This window comes from Dictyobacter kobayashii (genome assembly GCF_003967555.1).
GTDB classification, from domain to species: Bacteria; Chloroflexota; Ktedonobacteria; order Ktedonobacterales; family Ktedonobacteraceae; genus Dictyobacter; species Dictyobacter kobayashii.
Map to the genome: position 1 here is coordinate 36,045 of NZ_BIFS01000001.1, position 16,927 is coordinate 52,971.

Below are 16,927 nucleotides of genomic sequence, written 5' to 3' on the forward strand. Positions count from 1 at the left end.
TGGAAAAAAGCAGACATGTCGTGGGGCTTGACAGCCAAGAAAATATGTTCTATCATACGTTGCATGACAGGCTCTTGATGTGTCCAGGGGGAGAGGGGATGATTCGAGCACATAAAATCCGTTTGCATCCAACAGTGGAACAACAGGCCTATTTCGCCAGAGCGGCTGGCGTCAGCCGTTTTTGCTGGAATTGGGCGCTGGCTGAATGGAAGCGGGCGACACTCCCACAGCCTTGATGCTCAAGAAACAGTTCAATGCGATCAGGCGTGTGCAGTTTCCCTGGACCTGGGAGGTGACAAAAAACGCCTCCGATCAGCCCTTTCTTGATCTGGGCAAGGCCTTTACTGCTTTCTTTGAAGGCCTCAAGACGGGCAAACGCACCGGCTCTCCCGCTTCAAAAGCAAAAAGCGCAGTAAAGCGAGCTTTTATCTGGCCAATGATCAACTGGAACTGGGCGATCATCGCGTCTGGGTGCCCAAGCTCGGATGGGTCAATATGGCGGAGAATCTGCGTTTCCACGGAAAAATTATGGGGGCGCGCATGAGCAAAACCGCTGATTGGTGGTTCATCAGCATCACGGTCGAGATTCCCCAGGAACCATCTTTCAAGCGAGCAGCAGCCGTCGGCATCGACGTCGGATTGAACCGACTGGTCACGTTGAGTACCGCAGAGGGATACGAGAACCAAGCATTCCTTAAAGCGTCGCTCCACAAGCTCCGTCAGGCCAACAAACGGCTGCACCGTCGTGTTCAAGGTTCCAAGAATCGTGAGAAAGCGCGTCGTCAGGTGGCACGACTGCATTACCGCATCACCTGTTTACGCCAGGATCTGTTGCACAAAGTGAGCACCCATCTCGCAACCTGTTATGGGATCATCGGGATCGAAGACCTCAACCTCAAAGGGATGCTCAAGAATCGCTGCCTGGCTCGTTCGTTGTCCGACGCAGCGCTTGGGACGTTGTTGTCACTGCTCACCAGCAAGGTGGAGCAGCGTAGTGGACAGGTGGTGAAGGTGGGGCGCTTCTTTCCGTCGTCAAAAACCTGTCATGGGTGTGGGTGGAGATGGGAGGACATGGACCTGTCGGATCGTCTGTTTGTCTGTCAAAATGCGGACTGTGCCTATCATCACGTTCCCCAGGATCGTGATCATAATGCCAGTTTGAATATCTTAGACGAAGCCCTTCGCTTGATCGGGCTCATGGATCAAGCCGTCGGCGGCACTGGCTCGGACGAAGACGCAAAATTGGCTGTGGACTGGATGGAAGACCAAAAAAGCTTCGGCTTTGAGGCGATTGAGGATGAAGCAGCAACAACAAGAGGTGTAGGACTATGCTTGCATACGTTTTACTACATTAATTGGAGCAGATTCGCTTTCTACCTATGCCACAGTATTACAAAGAGAACACCTACTTTAAGTGTCCATTGGAGGTACTCTCTTTGTGATTCCACGAGTACATACTTATTAGTGGTTTTACTGCATGCGACGAATATAGGCTTCGTATGAAAGTGGTAGCAGACGGTCATAGGTGTTTGCCATTAATGGTGATGAAATAATAAAATCTGCCGTCGCTCGATTACAGGCTACTGGAATATTCCATACAGCAGCAATGCGCAACAACGCTTTGACGTCAGGATCATGTGGTTGTGCCTCTAAAGGATCCCAAAAAAATATTAAGCCATCAATCTCTCTTTCGGCGATACCAGCTCCTATCTGCAAATCTCCACCTAGAGGACCACTCTGGAAGCATTGAATTTCTAACTCCAGTTTACTCTCTAGTAGCGAACCTGTGGTCCCGGTGGCGTAGAGCATATGTTGGGCTAAGATCTCTCGGTGCTCCTGCGCCCATTCGATCAGTTCCGCTTTTTTATTGTCGTGCGCGACCAGGGCGATTCTCTTCTTTTTATCAATCGTGAGAATGCTATAACGCCCTTCTTTTATGAATGGAGAATGTATATTTTCGCTCAAATGTGCTTCCTTCTATTCAATGTTGTGTTTGTATAAGCATACTACCAACAATATTAAAAAGAGTCCATATACTGATGTGCACTTTGTAATATACATCAATAATATGGACTCTTTTTGATGGGAATTTACTTACCGCTGCGGCTACGAGTCTGAGCACGGCGGATTAAGGCATCAGAGGTGACGGCCAGAATCAACACCAGTCCTTCGACCATTTGCTGTACGTCTGTTGTTTGGTTTAACAGTGACAAACCATTGTCCAGACATTGAACAATGAGCATACCCAGCACTACAGCCCAGATGGAGCCACGTCCACCAAACAGGCTGACACCTCCAATAACTGCTGCTGCGATAATATCCAGCTGCAACATGGATGGAATAGCACTGGCAACTGCGTTCTGGCGCGATGTGTCTACAATAGCTGCAACTGCAGCAATGAGGGAACAAAGCACAAACACAGCGATGCGGATACCTATGACATTGATGCCTGCACGTCGAGAAGCCTCGGCATTACCACCAACAGCATAAATGTGACGACCAAATGAGGTCTTGGTTAAGACCAGCCATAAGATCAGAATGATCCCGAAGAGAATACCCATGGAGTAGGGGACGCCCTGGTAGTTCTCAAGCAAGACTACGACGACTTCTACAACAGCAACGGCGATAACCGATTGAGCGATGAGCCGGGTCAGTGACATCGTGCGTAGACCAGCTTTTTTACGGTTGAAGTAATCATACACCAGGCTGATGACGTATAATACTACCGCTAGCGTGGGTAACCCGATACCAAGAACATCTGTAAAGTAGCTGACAGGGGTACCTGCTAATGAGAGGATGAAAGGGTCACCCACACTCTGCGTAGTCTGGGAGCCCAGCAAAAAGAGCAAGAGGCCAGAGTACACAATAAAGAAGGCTAGCGTGACGATGAACGAGGGAATACGCAAGACTGCTACAAAGATACCATTGAGTAAACCAGCAAACGCACCTAACGCCAGGGCCACCAGGATCGCAGGACCAGCGGACCAGCCGTGACGCTCGGTAAGAACTGCCATGACGACGGCACATAGCGTGCCAACCGCGGCCACCGATAGGTCAATTTCTCCCAACAAGAGAACCAGTACGATACCTGAGCTATAAATACCTAATGAGGCACTTTGCAAAAGGATATTAGTAAAGTTTTCACCTTGCAAAAAGATTGGATTCAGAATCTGGAAGAAAGCGATAATCAAAATTAGGGTTAAAAGAACTGGTAGAAAACCCAGGTCGTTTCGCAACATTTGTCCAAATGTCTGCCGTGGTTGATAGCTGGGAACCTCTACTGTGCTCGCCGCCGCCTGTATTTGCTCAGGACTGGCGTCAGCTCCATGTTTTTCTATAATATCACTCATTACTCATTTCCTCCCACGGCGCTGGCTTTTTCTCCGCTCATAGTACTATAATCCGCACCGGTCATAGCAGCGACAACCTGTCCAGAAGTGGCATTTTTGGCATCGAAGGTTGCTACACGTTTTCCTAAACGCATGACAATCACACGATCTGCAACCTGAAAAACATCGACCATGTTGTGCGAAATCACGACTACAGCCAGACCTTGATCCTTTAGACGTTTGATGAGGTTGAGTACCTGGCGCGTTTGCGCAACACCCAGGGCTGCCGTTGGCTCGTCTAGCATCACGACTTTTGCCTGGCGCAAAATGGTTTTGGCTACGGCAATAGATTGGCGTTGACCTCCCGATAATGAGGCGACTAGCGCTCGCGCGGAGGGCAGTTTCACATCTAGAGTCTTCAATACAGCCAGGGCTCGCTTCTCCATTTCGGTGGAGTTGAGCGTTCTGTATGGTGTACGAAGCTCATGTCCTAGAAAAAGATTGGAGGTGACGTCCAGGTTGTCACATAAGGCGAGGTCCTGATAAACGGTCTCAATACCTAGACGCGTTGCCGCCTGGGGGCTGTTGATGACAACGGGCTGCCCTTCAAAAAAACATTCGCCTTCGTCGGCTGGTCCAACTCCTGAAATGGTTTTGACAAGGGTCGATTTTCCGGCTCCATTGTCTCCAACCAATGCGACTACTTCTCCTGCATATACTTCAAAGTCTACACCAGATAGCGCTCTAACAGCACCAAAAGTCTTTCCGATCCCGACCATGCGCAGCAGAGGCTCTGCTTGTTTGGTTGTTACTTTTTCGTTCTGGCTCTCTGGAACCTGTTCATTCTCAGCCATATAAACCTCTCAGCTGAATAAAAAAAGAGGACAAATTTTCTTAGCAAGAAGAAATTACTTTTACGGTATTTGCTGTCTTCACTGAAGATGCCATATTTCTCTCTTCTTGCTATTGGAAATATATAAGCCCAGGTACACGTCTTTGAACACGGTACGAGGGCTTATATAGGTCCAATGTCTGTGTTCTGCAGTGTAAGGATGTAACAGATCATATTTTCGCCTGTTTGTATTTTAAACGCTTCTGAGCTAGATATAATCTGTTACCACCTTAATTAAACTACAGTCACTATTTAGCAGACGCCACCAGCACCAGCTGGGACACCTTTACACACCTGATCTTTGGTGTAGAAGTTGTCTTTAATGATGGTGTCTTTTACGTTGGTGATGTCAACTGCAATAGGAGCTTCCAGAATTGAGGGGATCGCAGCACCAGAAGTTGGCTCTGTAGCGCTAGTTGTAGCAATGGTTTTGATGTCTTCACCGTTGCTGATGGCGGCTACAATCTTAGCGGCGTCCTGGGCCTCTTTACTGTAAGGTTTGTAAACAGTCATTGCCTGCTCACCATTCAAGATGTTGGTGATAGCAACCTGAGCCGCATCCTGACCAGTTACAAGCACTTTTTTGTCCAGGTGGACAGCTTTGAGGGCAGCGATAACTGAATCAGCCATGTTGTCATTAGCGACATAGGCGATTGCTACTTTGTTTCCGGTGCGGGAAAGAGCAGCTTCCATGTCTTTCTGAGCAACAGGACCAGTCCAGTCGGTGAACTGCTCATAGACGTTCTTCAGAGTCCCATTGGTGAACAAGGGATCCAGAGAAGTATGTAAGCCCTGTTTGAAGAGGATGGCGTTGTTGTCGGTCTGTGCACCATTAATGACAACGGTGTTGTTGGTGCCGTTAGCCTTTACATACTGCTGGTAGTGCTGAGCAATGTAGCCGCCTTGCAACTTACCAACATCCTGACCCTGGAAGGAAACATATGCTGTGACGTCTTTATTGGCGATCAAGCGATCGTAAGAAACCACTGGAACATGTTTCGCTTTAGCTTTGTCAACAATAGCTGACGCTACTTTACTGTCTGCAGGAGCAACAACCAGAATACAAGCACCCTGAGTTAACATAGACTCTGCCTGTGTCTGCTGAGTTGCTGCACTTCCATTAGCATTGTTATAAATGATATCGCTATCGGTAATGGATAAGGCGCTCTTCAAAGCACTGATGAGCAATGGCTTATCCTGGTTATCCCAGCGGTATGATGTATTGGTCTCTGGGAAAGATACGCCGATTTTTTTACAGCCTTTTCCATCAGGTCCACTATTTGCCTGGGATGTCGGAGTGCCTGAGGCGTTACCTGAATTGGCACTACCACAAGCCGATAAAAGGAGGGTAAATAAAAGGATGCCTGCCATGAGGCTCCATTTGCCGCGCTGACCCTTTGAGAGTTTCATCCTGAAACCTTTCTCCATAAAAATCACCTGTGCCTTCTATACAAAGAAAAGACACGTTCATTGGTCGATTTCTAATGAACGCTTTCACAACTCCCTCAGTAGATTATATATTCTACCTATACAAGTATTAAAGGACGCAGCTAGCCTAATAATTAAGCTATGATTTCGTATAAAATATGGAGTTTTCGATACATGATCCAGGACTTCGTAGATAAATTCGATGTTGCATTTACACCATAAATAAAAGTGCAATAGTAACGCAAAATTTCTACTTATCTACCTTTACATATACCGAATGTTGCCATCGGACAACCATGTCTGAGGATCCATTATGCTGCACCAGGTAGCCGCATTGATACGTGTCTCACATCCCAGTTTTATAGTTACAAATACGCATTCCACAAAAGCTTCTTTGTATGCTATCCAGGGTGCTATCTTCTTCGTATTACCAGCACTACATATGTGCAACGATTGTGCGAAACTGTTTCCTTTAGTATGTATAGTTTAGATACGAACCGATTGAAGAAGTTAAGAAAACACTACCAAACAGCTACTTTGCTCCTGGTAATCCGGACAATATATCCAACAGTGGAAATGTATCACAGCAATAATAGTTTGTCAATAAACCAAACTTACGAATTTTGCTTATTTGCAAAAAGTGAAACTATCTTACTCGAAAGAAGGGAGAAATGCCTTTGCTATTTCTCCGTAATAGAGGAAAAATCTTACAAATTTGTGCCGATGACCAAAGAAAAGGTGATATACGGTGCTTAGACACTATAAGGGAAAAGTCTCATTGCACACCTTTTCTGGCAATGAGACTTTTCCACGCTGAATAAGCTATTTTTTGTCGTTTGGGAGCTGTTCAGCAATTAGTTGGGCCAGGTGGACAACACGTATCGGTTGGCCAGTGACATCAACTCCACCACGCAGATGCATTAAACAACCAGGATTGTCAGATACCAGGATGGTTGCTCCTGTGCTCTCTGCATTCTGGAGTTTATTCTTTAACATGCGTTTTGCTACTTCTGGATGCTCAATGGAGGTTGAGCCCCCGAAACCACAGCATACATCTGAATCTGGCATTTCTTTTAATTCTAACCCTAGTGCGTCCTGTATGGTATGTCTCGCTTCTGCCCTCAATCCCAGGCAGTTACAGGATTGGCATGAGTCATGATAGGTGATAACTCCTTCTTGTGGCTTCTTTTGTAGGCGAGAAGATAAGATCCCGCTCGGTAAGATGATTCTATCCATGAAACTGGTAAAGTCCATCACTTTTTCTGCTAGCTGCTGGGTTCGCCTCAGCCATTCTTGATCTCCAGCATCTTCAAATAGGCGAATATAATCCTGTACAATGGTGACGACACAGCTGGTTGAAGCGCTCAAAATATAATCGGCTTGCTGCTTTTGCATTGCTTGCTCTAACATGATAATCGTTTGCTTCGCCATTTCCATACCGTTTTTGCGATCTCCGGAGTTGAGAGCGATCAGACCACAACAACTCTGGTCGGCAGGGAATGCAACTTGTATTCCAGCCGCTTCTAATACCTTGATTACAGCCTCTCCCATTTCGGGATAGAGGCGATCAGTCATACAACCGGCAAAGTAGCAGATGGTTAGTTTTAAGCCTGGCTCTTCTGATATTTGAGCTACAGCTGGTTTTTTTATGCGATCCCTTAGGGGTTTGAGGGCAATAGCCGGGAGACTTCGCCAGCTCGCCATTTCAGCTATACGTCCGATCATTGGCACCTTTTTTAGCGGGCCAAATCGTCTGGCACGTACATATTTACTCCCCCATGTAATGGGCAGTTGACCAATACTGATCAGGCGCAATGCCAGCCCAAAGAGTCTGGGCCTGGCCATGAGGCCAAAAATGGTTTTCTTAATCCAGGGCAATCCTTTGGCTTCAACCGTTTTATGGCGTACATCTAAAATTAAGCTTGGCAATGGTATTTCGACTGGACAAACAGTTTCACAGGCGTTGCAGCTGACACATAAGCTCTGTGGGCCAGCCCCGGCTTCAATACCATGATGAAAAGGCGTGACAACCAGGCCAATCGCTCCACTATAAATATGTCCAAAGGCGTGCCCTCCAACCTGCTGGTAAGGTGGACAGATGTTGGCACAGGCCGCGCAACGGATGCAGCGCAGAGCGTCTTTGAAGCGGGGATCTTCTCTCATCTGGCTACGACCATTATCTACCAGCACTATGTGCATTTCTTTTTCAGGGGTTGCAGGTCCAGTAATAAAGGTGTTGTAGCTGGTGATGTGCTGCCCTGTAGCACTCCTGGCCAACAATCTTAGTTGCGTCATGGCTTCCGCATAGCTCCCAATTAGTTTATCGTATCCTGCTAATACGATATGTACTGGCGGGAGCGAGGTGACAAGACGACCATTTCCTTCGTTGGTCATCATCATCACAGTTCCACTCTCAGCAATCAGTGCGTTTGCTCCACTGATGCCTATCTTTGCGGTGAGGAAGGATTTTCTGTGTTCGGCACGAATGACGGCAACTTGTTCGGCTACATTCTCTCGCGAGATCTCTCGACCGGTGGCATTTGAGAGGATTGTGCCGACTTGTTGGCGCGTTTTGTGTACAATTGGTAGCACCATGTGTGACGGCCGTTCATGATTTAGTTGTGCTACCCATTCACCAAGATCAGTTTCAATCGGCTTGATGCCTTTTTCTTCTAAATAGTGGTTGAGCTCTATCTCTTCGCTGACCATGGTCTTCGATTTGACAACTACGTCTGCTTTATGGTGTAAACATACATTATAGACATACTCATTGGCTTCTGCAGCGGTCCTGGCTCGGTAAACGGTCGCTCCTGCCGCTTCTGCGTTTTCAATGAATTGAGCAATAAGCTCGGGTTGGTGTTCAATTGCGTGGTCTTTGGCTTCACGTAGTGTGTGGCGTAATTTAGTAAAGGTATAGTCCTCACCATAGTCTGTTTCTTCTATGGAGAAAACATCTTGTCTGGAGGCACGCCATGAGGGGGCAAAACGTCCAAGTGCACGCTGTAAATTCTGGTCGGCTAGAGATTCGTTCAGGCGTACCTTAAATGGCTGGTGTTCGTTAGTAGGATTGGCTTTTTCTTCTGTGAGCACTTGCGGCAATGAAGCCGTGTGCGTTAATACCTCCTGGGCTGCACCAGGCTGGCTTGCGAGTACTTTCTCGTCTTGTGGGGTTGCATCCTGGAAACTCATATGCTCACCTTTCAGTCGTCTATGAAGAGCACACAAATAGCTTTCGGCCCTTGCACACCGATGGTTAGCGTGCGTTCAATATCTGCGGTTCGACTGGGTCCTGTGACAAGTGAGATGTAGCGTTTTTGTTCAGGGCCCGCTTTTGTTAGTTGTTGCAGGCGCGTTCCTGCGTCATCTAACATGGGGAAAAGATCTCGCGCTTTTACTAGCACAAAATGGGTGAGAGTAAGCATGCTGACAATTCTTGCTTCTAACTTGTTCTCAGCCAACATGACGGAACCAGTCTCTGCAATGGCTAGTTCGGCGTTTGAGAGACCAGCTGGAGTATCCGCTACTTCTGCAGGACTTCGGGCTTCCTGGACAATAAAGTCCTTTTCTTGCAATTGTGTTCCTATGTTTCCCCACAACGGCTTTTCTATGAAACCGGGTGGGACAACAATTGAATGCTCTTTTCCTTCAAAGGCCTTATGCGCTATAATAACATCAGTAGCTTGTGCGAGATTTTCTAGCCAGTAACATTCCCCACCTACAGCGGTTATCCTTTGCTGAAAACGCGTGAAAAGTTCTGTTGTTGTCATGTGTTTCTCATTTCTCCCCTTTGTGGATTTATATATAATAATAGCATCCATCTTTACGAAAAATAAGTATTGACAAAACTAACAAAATATGTTACAAGTAAATGAAACATATCGAAACTATTTGAAACCTGCGAGAAAAGTAATACATGAATATAGAAAATGAAAAGTCCTACGTGCCCGATGCCCTGGCTACAGGTTCGTCGCTTTTTACAAATGAAAGGCGACAGCAAATCGCCCACATTTTAGGCGAGCAACAGCGCGTGACTGTTCCAGCTTTAAGTCAGCTCTTTTCTGTTTCAGAGGTAACTATTCGTAAAGATCTGGCATGGCTCGAAACACATCATATCGCGGTACGGACTCACGGTGGAGCAGTCCTGGCAACAAGCCATTCTATGGAGATGGGCTTTGATACGCGCGAAAAACTTCAACATAATGAGAAGGAACGTATTGGTGCTACTGCGGCTAGCTGCGTGCTGGATGGCGAGACGATCGCTCTCGATGCCAGTACTACTGCCCTGGCTATGACTCAATATTTGAAGGCGAAACGGGAGTTAACGGTCGTTACCAATGGCTTGCGCATTGGTATGGAACTTATTAATACCCCTGGGGTCTCGGTCCTTATTCCCGGTGGTATGCTTCGCCAGGAATCGTTCTCGCTTATTGGAACCTGGGGGAAGTCTGTCTTACAACAGGTTCATATTAGCAAGGCTTTTGTGGGCGCCCGGGGTTTTTCTCCCACTGAGGGCTTAACCGATGTGAATGGAGAAGAGGTTGAACTAAAACGTGCCATTGTTGAAGCGGCGAAAGAGGTTATCGCTATTGTAGATCATAGCAAGTGGGGCCATCTGGCCTTTGCTACTTTTTGTCCTCTTGAACGGCTGAAACTGGTTATTACGGATGCAAAGGCGCCTCCCGAAATGGTTGAGCAAGTACGCAGTAAGGGCATCGAAGTCTGGATTGCTTAGTTTCGATCATCGCTAGTACAAGGAAGGAGTAGCGGTCAATGGGAGATTCAGCTTATACTTTTTTTGAGCAGCACCAGGCCAACCGTGGCATTAATCTGGAAGAGGTTAAGCAACAACTTAAGGCATTGAAAATTGAAACCCCTTCCTGGGGCTATGGAGACTCAGGGACGCGCTTTAAGGTCTTTAAGCAGGTGGGGATTCCTCGCAATCCATTTGAAAAACTTGAAGATGCAGCCCAGGTTCATCGTGTAACTGGTGCCTGTCCTTCTGTGGCGCTGCACATCCCCTGGGATAAGGTTGAAGATTATGATCAGCTTCGCCATCACGCAGAATCACTTGGGCTTACGCTGGGGGCGATAAATCCTAACCTTTTTCAGGAAGATGACTATATCTTTGGTAGCCTCTGTAATTCAAATGAGTCTATTCGCCGCCAGGCTGTTAATCATACCCTTGAGTGCGTCGATATCGCTCGCTCAACCGGCTCTTCTTTAATTAGTCTCTGGCTTGCTGATGGGACTAACTATCCGGGACAAGATAATATTCGTGAGCGCAAACATAGGCTGCTGGCTTCTTTGCAAGAGCTCTATCAGGCTTTAGATCCTCATATGCGTCTGCTCATTGAGTATAAGTTCTTTGAGCCTGCTTTCTATCATACTGATCTGGGCGATTGGGGTATGGCGTATAATATGGCTTTGAAATTGGGTCCACAGGCTCTGGTATTGGTTGATACTGGCCATCACGCCCAGGGGACAAACGTTGAACAAATTGTGGCCTATCTCCTTGATGAGCAAAAATTAGGTGGCTTCCATTTCAATAGCCGCAAATACGCTGATGATGATTTAATCGTTGGTTCAGTCAATCCTTATGAGCTTTTCTTGATCTTCTATCAAATCCTCGATGCCTCCTCGGCTACAGATGCTGGCACTCGCCAGACTGCGGCCAATATTGCCTATATGATCGATCAAAGCCATTGTATAGAACCAAAAATCCCGGCTATGATTCGCTCGATCCTAAACGTTCAAACACAGTTCGCTAAGGCCCTCTTAATTAATTTTGACGCCGTTAAGCAGGCACAGGAACAACAGGATGTTCTGGCCGCTGAGAATGCTATCCGGGAGGCTTTTGAGTTCGATGTCACTCCTCTACTACAGGTTGTTCGTGAGGAAATGGGCGTTCCGGTTGATCCAATGCGTGCTTATCTTCAGAGCGATTATGGCCAGCGTATCCTTGCTCGTGGTAAAGGTGGTGCAAGTTGGTAAAAGCTCTCGCTTTCGATTTAGGAGCGAGTAGCGGACGGGCAGTCGTTGGTCAATTCAATGGGGAAAAGCTTACTATCATTGATACCCATCGCTTTCCCAACGAACCAGTGCATGTGCTTAAGCATATGCACTGGGATATCTTGCGCTTGTTCCATGAAATTAAACAGGGATTGATTCAGACACGTTTAAAGGGTCATGCCGATATTCAGAGCATCGGCATCGATACCTGGGGCGTCGATTTCGGTCTGTTAAATGCTCAGGGAGAACTACTGGGTAATCCTTATCATTATCGCGATACACATACCAATGGTATGATGGAGCAGGTCTTCCAACAGGTGTCTCAGGAGGAAATTTTTCAGCGCACCGGCATTCAGTTTATCTCTTTCAATACTATTTACCAATTGATGGCCTTGCAGCGTTCTTCTTCTCTCCTGCTTGATCAGGCCTCTACCCTGCTCCTCATACCTGAGCTCCTTCGCTATTTCCTGACAGGTGAACGTTTGAGCGAATGGACAATTGCTTCAACTACTCAGTTGTGCAATCCATTTACTCAAAGTTGGGATAATGCTCTTTTACAGAAATTGCGACTCCCTGCACACCTGTTTCAATCTCCCGTCAATCCTGGCACGCTGGCTGGAAAGTTGGTTCCTGCTATTGGCTCTGAAGTTGGTCTCCCCTCTTTACAGGTTGTCACCGTGGCTGAACATGATACAGCCTCTGCTGTAGTAGCGGTTCCTGCTGAGAATGCCGATTTTGCTTATCTGAGTAGCGGCACCTGGTCACTACTGGGTACAGAAATATCTTCACCTATTTTGAATGTGCAAGCTCTGCAAGCCAATGTCACTAATGAGGGGGGCATTAATAAAACAACCCGCCTGCTCAAAAATGTGACCGGGCTCTGGCTTTTGCAAGAGTGTCGCAGAGTCTGGAAAAATGAGGGCGGCAGTTTACTTTTGAAGAAGAGAAACGACTCACTTCTGATGCATCTCCCTTCCGTTCTTTTATCAATCCCGATCACCCCATGTTTATGAGCCCTGACCATATGCCTCGCCAGATACAACAGTATTGTCAGCAAACAGGGCAGGCGATACCACGAACAGAGGGTGAAATATTTCGCTGTATTGCTGAAAGTCTGGCTTTGCGTTATCGCTTTGTGTTGGAGCATATCGAAGATCTGGTTCTCAAACGTTTTTCAGGCCTGCATATCGTTGGTGGCGGTTCTCAAAATACGCTCCTCTGCCAGTATACAGCCAATGCACTTGGCCGTGCTGTCTGGGCCGGTCCAGTAGAAGCAACCGCTATTGGCAATCTACTCGTTCAGTATATCTCCCTTGGATACCTGGAGAATCTCCAGCAGGCCCGTTACCTGGTACGACAATCCTTTCCCATTCATACTTATCAACCATACCAGGTTTCGCAATGGGATGATGCTTATACGCGGTTTCTCCAGGTGATACAGGCTTAGTCCAGCATCAGCCAGAGTAACGCTGAAGCCGATCAATCAATCATACACATTTGCATTTTCGCTGGCAGATATTGTAGGCTAATAACGTTAGAGATCTAACTGATCTTATTTTTCCAGGCAAACAAAGGAGCACATATTTTATTATGGATTACGGAGTTATCGTTCCTCAGGGATGGCGCATGGACCTTGTTGGGATTGCGGATCCTGTTGACGCATATGAAGCTATGACTAAAGTGGCTCAGGAAGCTGAGTCTCTGGGCTATTATTCAATATGGCTCTATGACCACTTTCATACTGTCCCAACTCCAACACAAGAGGTAACATTCGAATGTTGGACCAGTACGGCTGCCCTGGCACGCGATACTAAACGCGTCCGTATTGGTCAGATTGTGACTTGTAACAGCTATCGCAATCCAGCTTTGCTGGCGAAAATGGCTAGCACGGTTGATGTGCTAAGTCATGGTCGCCTCGATTTCGGTATCGGCGCTGGCTGGTATGAACATGAGTATCGAGCCTATGGCTATGATTATCCCGATGCTCCTGAGCGTTTACGCCATTTGCGTGAGGCCCTTCAGGTGATCCGAGCTATGTGGACTCAGGAAGAGGCTACCTTCGAAGGAAAATATTATCAGGTGCGGGGCGCTATCAATCAACCTAAAGGCGTTCAGAAACCTCATATCCCATTGCTCATCGGCGGTAGTGGCGAGAAGGTGACCCTTAAACTCGTTGCTCAGTATGGAGATGCGTGCAATGTTGGTGGTGATATCCCTAATATTAAGCATAAATTGGCGGTTCTGAAAAATCATTGTGAAACTCTGGGCCGCGATTTTAATACTATCCGCCGTACCGCTATCGTCGATGTATGTGCCATTGCTGAGACTGAAGAAGAGGCAATCGCTAAGCTGACACCAGGCGAGCGCGCTAACCTGGCAGAGCTGCGCAAATCCAGTCTGATTGGCACTCCTGCACAAATTCGCCAGCGCCTGGCTGAATATGAGGAGGCAGGTATTCAGGAGTTGCTCATCCATTTTGTTGATGCTGCTACTAATCTTGAGTCGGTTCGCCTGTTTGCACATCAGTGTATGCAGCAGGCATAGCAACAGCGGCTATATCGTTACGCTCTGCGTAAAATGTAAGCGAGCAATTAGAAAACCTTTATTTTCTAATTGCTCGCTTACATTTTACCAATTTATTTTGACCGGGAGCCCCGTTTCGGCACTTTCAATTGCCCCAAAGACCATCGCCAGACTCTTGATGTTGTCCTCAGCTTGCGTTTCAGGCTGGGTGCCATTCTGAATACAGGCAAAGAACTCACGAATCAAACCCGCATGCCCTCCAATATTGCGCGCCTCATACGGGGGTATGTCTACGTCTTGATAGGCTGAGATAAAGCCACCCGTCTCTTTGATGACTTGAGCTTGCTGTTTTTGCCCTCCATCCCAGGTCAGGGTACCTTTTTCCCCGATTACACGCCAGTCACATTCCCAGGTCGTTGGCAGACCATCAGCACACCAACTGCCACGATAGGTGTAAATAATGCCGTTTGTCATTTCAAAAATGGCAATCGCTGAAGCATCCTGATCATACCAGGAACCTCTGGGATTCCATTCTTTACAATAAACAGAAACTGGATCGGCTCCGGTCAGCAGTCGCGCTGCGTCAAATGTATGAATGGCCATATCTAATAGCAGCACATGTTTCATGTGATCACGAAATCCACCAAAGTGAGCACCAATGTAGAAATCACTGTTGACGGTGGTGATTTCACCGATGCTTTTTTCGACCAGGAAATTCTTGACGCGACGGATAGCAGGATCATAGCGCCTGTTTTGGATTACGGAGAAGATTTTACCAGCCTGCCGAGCCGTTAGCAGCATCTCTCTGGCATGCTCCATTGAGTCCGCCAGGGGCTTCTCACTTAACACGTGACATCCGTGTTTAAGCGCGGCCATAGTAACTTCATAATGCGCTTCGGGAATGGTGCAGTTGAAGACCGCGTCAACTTTGGTCTGCTCCAAAACGTTAGCCAGTTCCGTGCCAATTATCGCATCTGGTAGTTGGAAATCGGCTGCTTTCTTTCTTGCCGCTTCTTCAAAAATATCTACCAGGCCTACGATTTCAATCTCAGGCATCTGGCTGGCCGCTTCTAGCCAGGCTCCACTCATTCCACCACAACCGACAAGAACAGTGCGTACTTTTTGTTGGTTCTGCATTGTAACCTCTGTAAATCTTAATCGATGTTTTTCTCTCGCTACCACTCCTTGATTTCCTTCATCAGGAAGTGATATCCTGCTGTATTACTATTTTGCAGTCCATCCTCCATCGATAACCAGGGTAGATCCAGTTACAAAAGCTGCTTCTTCTGAAGCTAGATAGAGGGCTGCACTGGCTATTTCTTCTGGTTTTCCCATACGACCAATCGGCTGGCGGGCATGCAATTTGTTTCGCTCTTCATCCTTGGTCTCTGGAAAATTCTTGCTGAGAAAACCTTCAACAAATGGCGTGTGAACTGTTCCGGGACAGATGGCATTGGCTCGAATGTTCTGTTTCACAAAGTCCATTGCAATAGAGCGTGTGATGCTGATGACGGCTCCTTTGCTGGCTCCGTAGGGTAGCCGACGATCGACGGCAATCATGCCTGCCACCGAAGCAATGTTTACGATTGTACCACCTTGTGGCTGTTGCCCCACCATGTATTTGACTCCTTCTCGCGCACAGAGAAAGGCTCCTTTGGCATTGACATCCATCACGCGATCCCAATCACTCAGACTGGTTTCCAGAATGTTGCCAACATGGCTCACACCTGCGTTGTTTACTAAAATATCGAGCCGCCCATGCTCCTGAACCACTCTGGCAAATACTGCTTGCACCTGATCTTCGTCTGACACATTCAATTCCATCGCCTGAGCATGTCCTTTATGCTCTTCAATTTCTTTGACTACTGTACCCGCGGCTTCCAGTTGTATATCAGCAATAATGACATATGCTCCTTGCCTGGCATAAAGCTGGGCGATTTCTCGCCCGATGCCTGATCCCGCACCAGTAATAAGTGCTATTTTATTATCTAAGCGAAACATAAATTACTCCCTCTTATAATCTATATGCTGTGATACATTATTAGGATTAATAGGCGTTGAGAGCTGATCTTTTTATAGTGTAGCATACATGGACTTGCTGCTTCCAGCACATTTCATTGTGAAGAAGCATAAAGATTAGAGTTGACAAACCCCTGTTTTTTTATTACTCTCTGAATATATAAGAAATACATCAGAGTCTTCGGGGCAGGGTGAGAAATTGCTTATGCATTTTCAATTCCCGATCGGCGGTATAGCCCGCGACCTACTGTATCAGGATTTTATCCCGCTACATTGGTGGACCTGGGGAAGTTCCAGGGCCGACGGTATAGTCCGGATGGGAGAAGACATTAGCAATAACCATTTATATGTGTTGTTGCTATCGATGTGACATAATACCTGTTTATTGCGATTTTGGTGATAACGCGCTGGTTCCTGACATTGTGTAACCTACCGCTCAATCAGATAAGCGTAGCCACGTGGGAGACGACTGTCTCTCTTTCATAGTGGTACGCAACAACTGCTGAGTTGTGGTATGAAGGTGAGCTGCGATCAGCGACGTTTGCGATTGCTATCAAGCGCATGCTATTCAATGGCGTCAGTGCAAATCAATTGTGAAGAGATAATGTCTTCTAGCTACTCATCAGTGTATCAGCGTCAGTGCAAAACTGATATTGCTTACCAGTGGGAGTTACGATTTGTACGCCGTGTGTAGATAAACAGTTGTTGTGTCAGGTCTCCCTCTCCT

At 47.0% G+C, this 16,927-nt stretch carries 11 protein-coding genes, 2 pseudogenes and 1 riboswitch; of the genes and pseudogenes, 5 read left to right on the plus strand and 8 right to left on the minus strand.

What is annotated here, in order from left to right; all coding sequences use genetic code 11:
- Window positions 1-98: 98 nt before the first annotated feature.
- Window positions 99-1,254: pseudogene (locus EL645_RS00175) on the plus strand (RNA-guided endonuclease InsQ/TnpB family protein); the annotation flags it as partial.
- A gap of 216 nt (window positions 1,255-1,470) precedes the next feature.
- Here EL645_RS00175 and EL645_RS00180 read toward each other — a convergent pair.
- The 6 genes from EL645_RS00180 to EL645_RS00205 all read right to left on the minus strand — a co-directional run bounded on the left by EL645_RS00180 (window position 1,471) and on the right by EL645_RS00205 (window position 9,416).
- Window positions 1,471-1,965, minus strand: a complete 495-nt coding sequence (locus tag EL645_RS00180) for a methylglyoxal synthase (protein ID WP_218031636.1) — start codon at window positions 1,963-1,965, stop codon at window positions 1,471-1,473.
- Window positions 1,966-2,090: 125 nt separating this feature from the next.
- Window positions 2,091-3,350 carry a sugar ABC transporter permease gene (locus EL645_RS00185; protein ID WP_126548177.1) on the minus strand — a complete coding sequence of 420 codons (1,260 nt, stop codon included), beginning with the start codon at window positions 3,348-3,350 and terminating at the stop codon, window positions 2,091-2,093.
- A complete protein-coding gene (locus tag EL645_RS00190; protein ID WP_126548178.1) occupies window positions 3,350-4,183 on the minus strand; it encodes an ATP-binding cassette domain-containing protein in 834 nt (277 codons plus the stop codon). The genes EL645_RS00185 and EL645_RS00190 overlap by 1 nt, the downstream gene beginning before the upstream one ends.
- 290 nt (window positions 4,184-4,473) lie before the next feature.
- Complete coding sequence (locus tag EL645_RS00195) at window positions 4,474-5,631, minus strand: sugar ABC transporter substrate-binding protein (RefSeq protein ID WP_246035231.1); 1,158 nt, start codon at window positions 5,629-5,631, stop codon at window positions 4,474-4,476.
- Window positions 5,632-6,471: 840 nt separating this feature from the next.
- Window positions 6,472-8,838, minus strand: coding sequence for an LUD domain-containing protein (locus EL645_RS00200; RefSeq protein WP_126548180.1), 2,367 nt, complete (start codon window positions 8,836-8,838; stop codon window positions 6,472-6,474).
- An 11-nt stretch (window positions 8,839-8,849) separates the two neighbouring features.
- A complete protein-coding gene (locus EL645_RS00205) occupies window positions 8,850-9,416 on the minus strand; it encodes a LutC/YkgG family protein (RefSeq protein WP_161976986.1) in 567 nt (188 codons plus the stop codon).
- 146 nt (window positions 9,417-9,562) lie between these two features.
- Between EL645_RS00205 and EL645_RS00210 the strand changes: the two genes are divergently transcribed.
- From EL645_RS00210 to EL645_RS00225, 4 genes and pseudogenes are all read left to right on the plus strand, one after another.
- On the plus strand, window positions 9,563-10,381 hold the full coding sequence (locus EL645_RS00210) for a DeoR/GlpR family DNA-binding transcription regulator (protein ID WP_126548182.1): 819 nt from the start codon (window positions 9,563-9,565) through the stop codon (window positions 10,379-10,381).
- 38 nt (window positions 10,382-10,419) lie between these two features.
- Complete coding sequence (gene rhaI, locus EL645_RS00215) at window positions 10,420-11,640, plus strand: L-rhamnose isomerase (protein WP_126548183.1); 1,221 nt, start codon at window positions 10,420-10,422, stop codon at window positions 11,638-11,640.
- A pseudogene (locus EL645_RS00220) lies at window positions 11,634-13,105 on the plus strand (rhamnulokinase). Before rhaI ends, EL645_RS00220 begins: the two are co-directional and overlap by 7 nt.
- Before the next feature lie 143 nt (window positions 13,106-13,248).
- Entirely contained in the window at window positions 13,249-14,202 is a 954-nt protein-coding gene (locus tag EL645_RS00225; protein WP_126548184.1) for an LLM class F420-dependent oxidoreductase, read from the plus strand.
- A gap of 84 nt (window positions 14,203-14,286) precedes the next feature.
- Here EL645_RS00225 and EL645_RS00230 read toward each other — a convergent pair whose 3' ends face one another.
- Window positions 14,287-15,318 carry a Gfo/Idh/MocA family protein gene (locus EL645_RS00230; RefSeq protein ID WP_126548185.1) on the minus strand — a complete coding sequence of 344 codons (1,032 nt, stop codon included), beginning with the start codon at window positions 15,316-15,318 and terminating at the stop codon, window positions 14,287-14,289.
- A gap of 87 nt (window positions 15,319-15,405) precedes the next feature.
- Window positions 15,406-16,182 carry an SDR family NAD(P)-dependent oxidoreductase gene (locus tag EL645_RS00235; protein ID WP_126548186.1) on the minus strand — a complete coding sequence of 259 codons (777 nt, stop codon included), beginning with the start codon at window positions 16,180-16,182 and terminating at the stop codon, window positions 15,406-15,408.
- A gap of 191 nt (window positions 16,183-16,373) precedes the next feature.
- Window positions 16,374-16,532: riboswitch (FMN riboswitch) on the plus strand.
- The last annotated feature ends 395 nt before the right edge of the window (window positions 16,533-16,927 follow it).

Bases quoted from the DNA above. Each gene is read 5' to 3' on its own strand.
- EL645_RS00185 (WP_126548177.1), bottom strand. From the start codon at position 3,350: ATGAGTGATATTATAGAAAAACATGGAGCTGACGCCAGTCCTGAGCAA.
- EL645_RS00190 (WP_126548178.1), bottom strand. From the start codon at position 4,183: ATGGCTGAGAATGAACAGGTTCCAGAGAGCCAGAACGAAAAAGTAACA.
- EL645_RS00195 (WP_246035231.1), bottom strand. From the start codon at position 5,631: ATGAAACTCTCAAAGGGTCAGCGCGGCAAATGGAGCCTCATGGCAGGC.
- EL645_RS00200 (WP_126548180.1), bottom strand. From the start codon at position 8,838: ATGAGTTTCCAGGATGCAACCCCACAAGACGAGAAAGTACTCGCAAGC.
- EL645_RS00205 (WP_161976986.1), bottom strand. From the start codon at position 9,416: ATGACAACAACAGAACTTTTCACGCGTTTTCAGCAAAGGATAACCGCT.
- EL645_RS00210 (WP_126548182.1), top strand. From the start codon at position 9,563: ATGAATATAGAAAATGAAAAGTCCTACGTGCCCGATGCCCTGGCTACA.
- rhaI (WP_126548183.1), top strand. From the start codon at position 10,420: ATGGGAGATTCAGCTTATACTTTTTTTGAGCAGCACCAGGCCAACCGT.
- EL645_RS00225 (WP_126548184.1), top strand. From the start codon at position 13,249: ATGGATTACGGAGTTATCGTTCCTCAGGGATGGCGCATGGACCTTGTT.
- EL645_RS00230 (WP_126548185.1), bottom strand. From the start codon at position 15,318: ATGCAGAACCAACAAAAAGTACGCACTGTTCTTGTCGGTTGTGGTGGA.
- EL645_RS00235 (WP_126548186.1), bottom strand. From the start codon at position 16,182: ATGTTTCGCTTAGATAATAAAATAGCACTTATTACTGGTGCGGGATCA.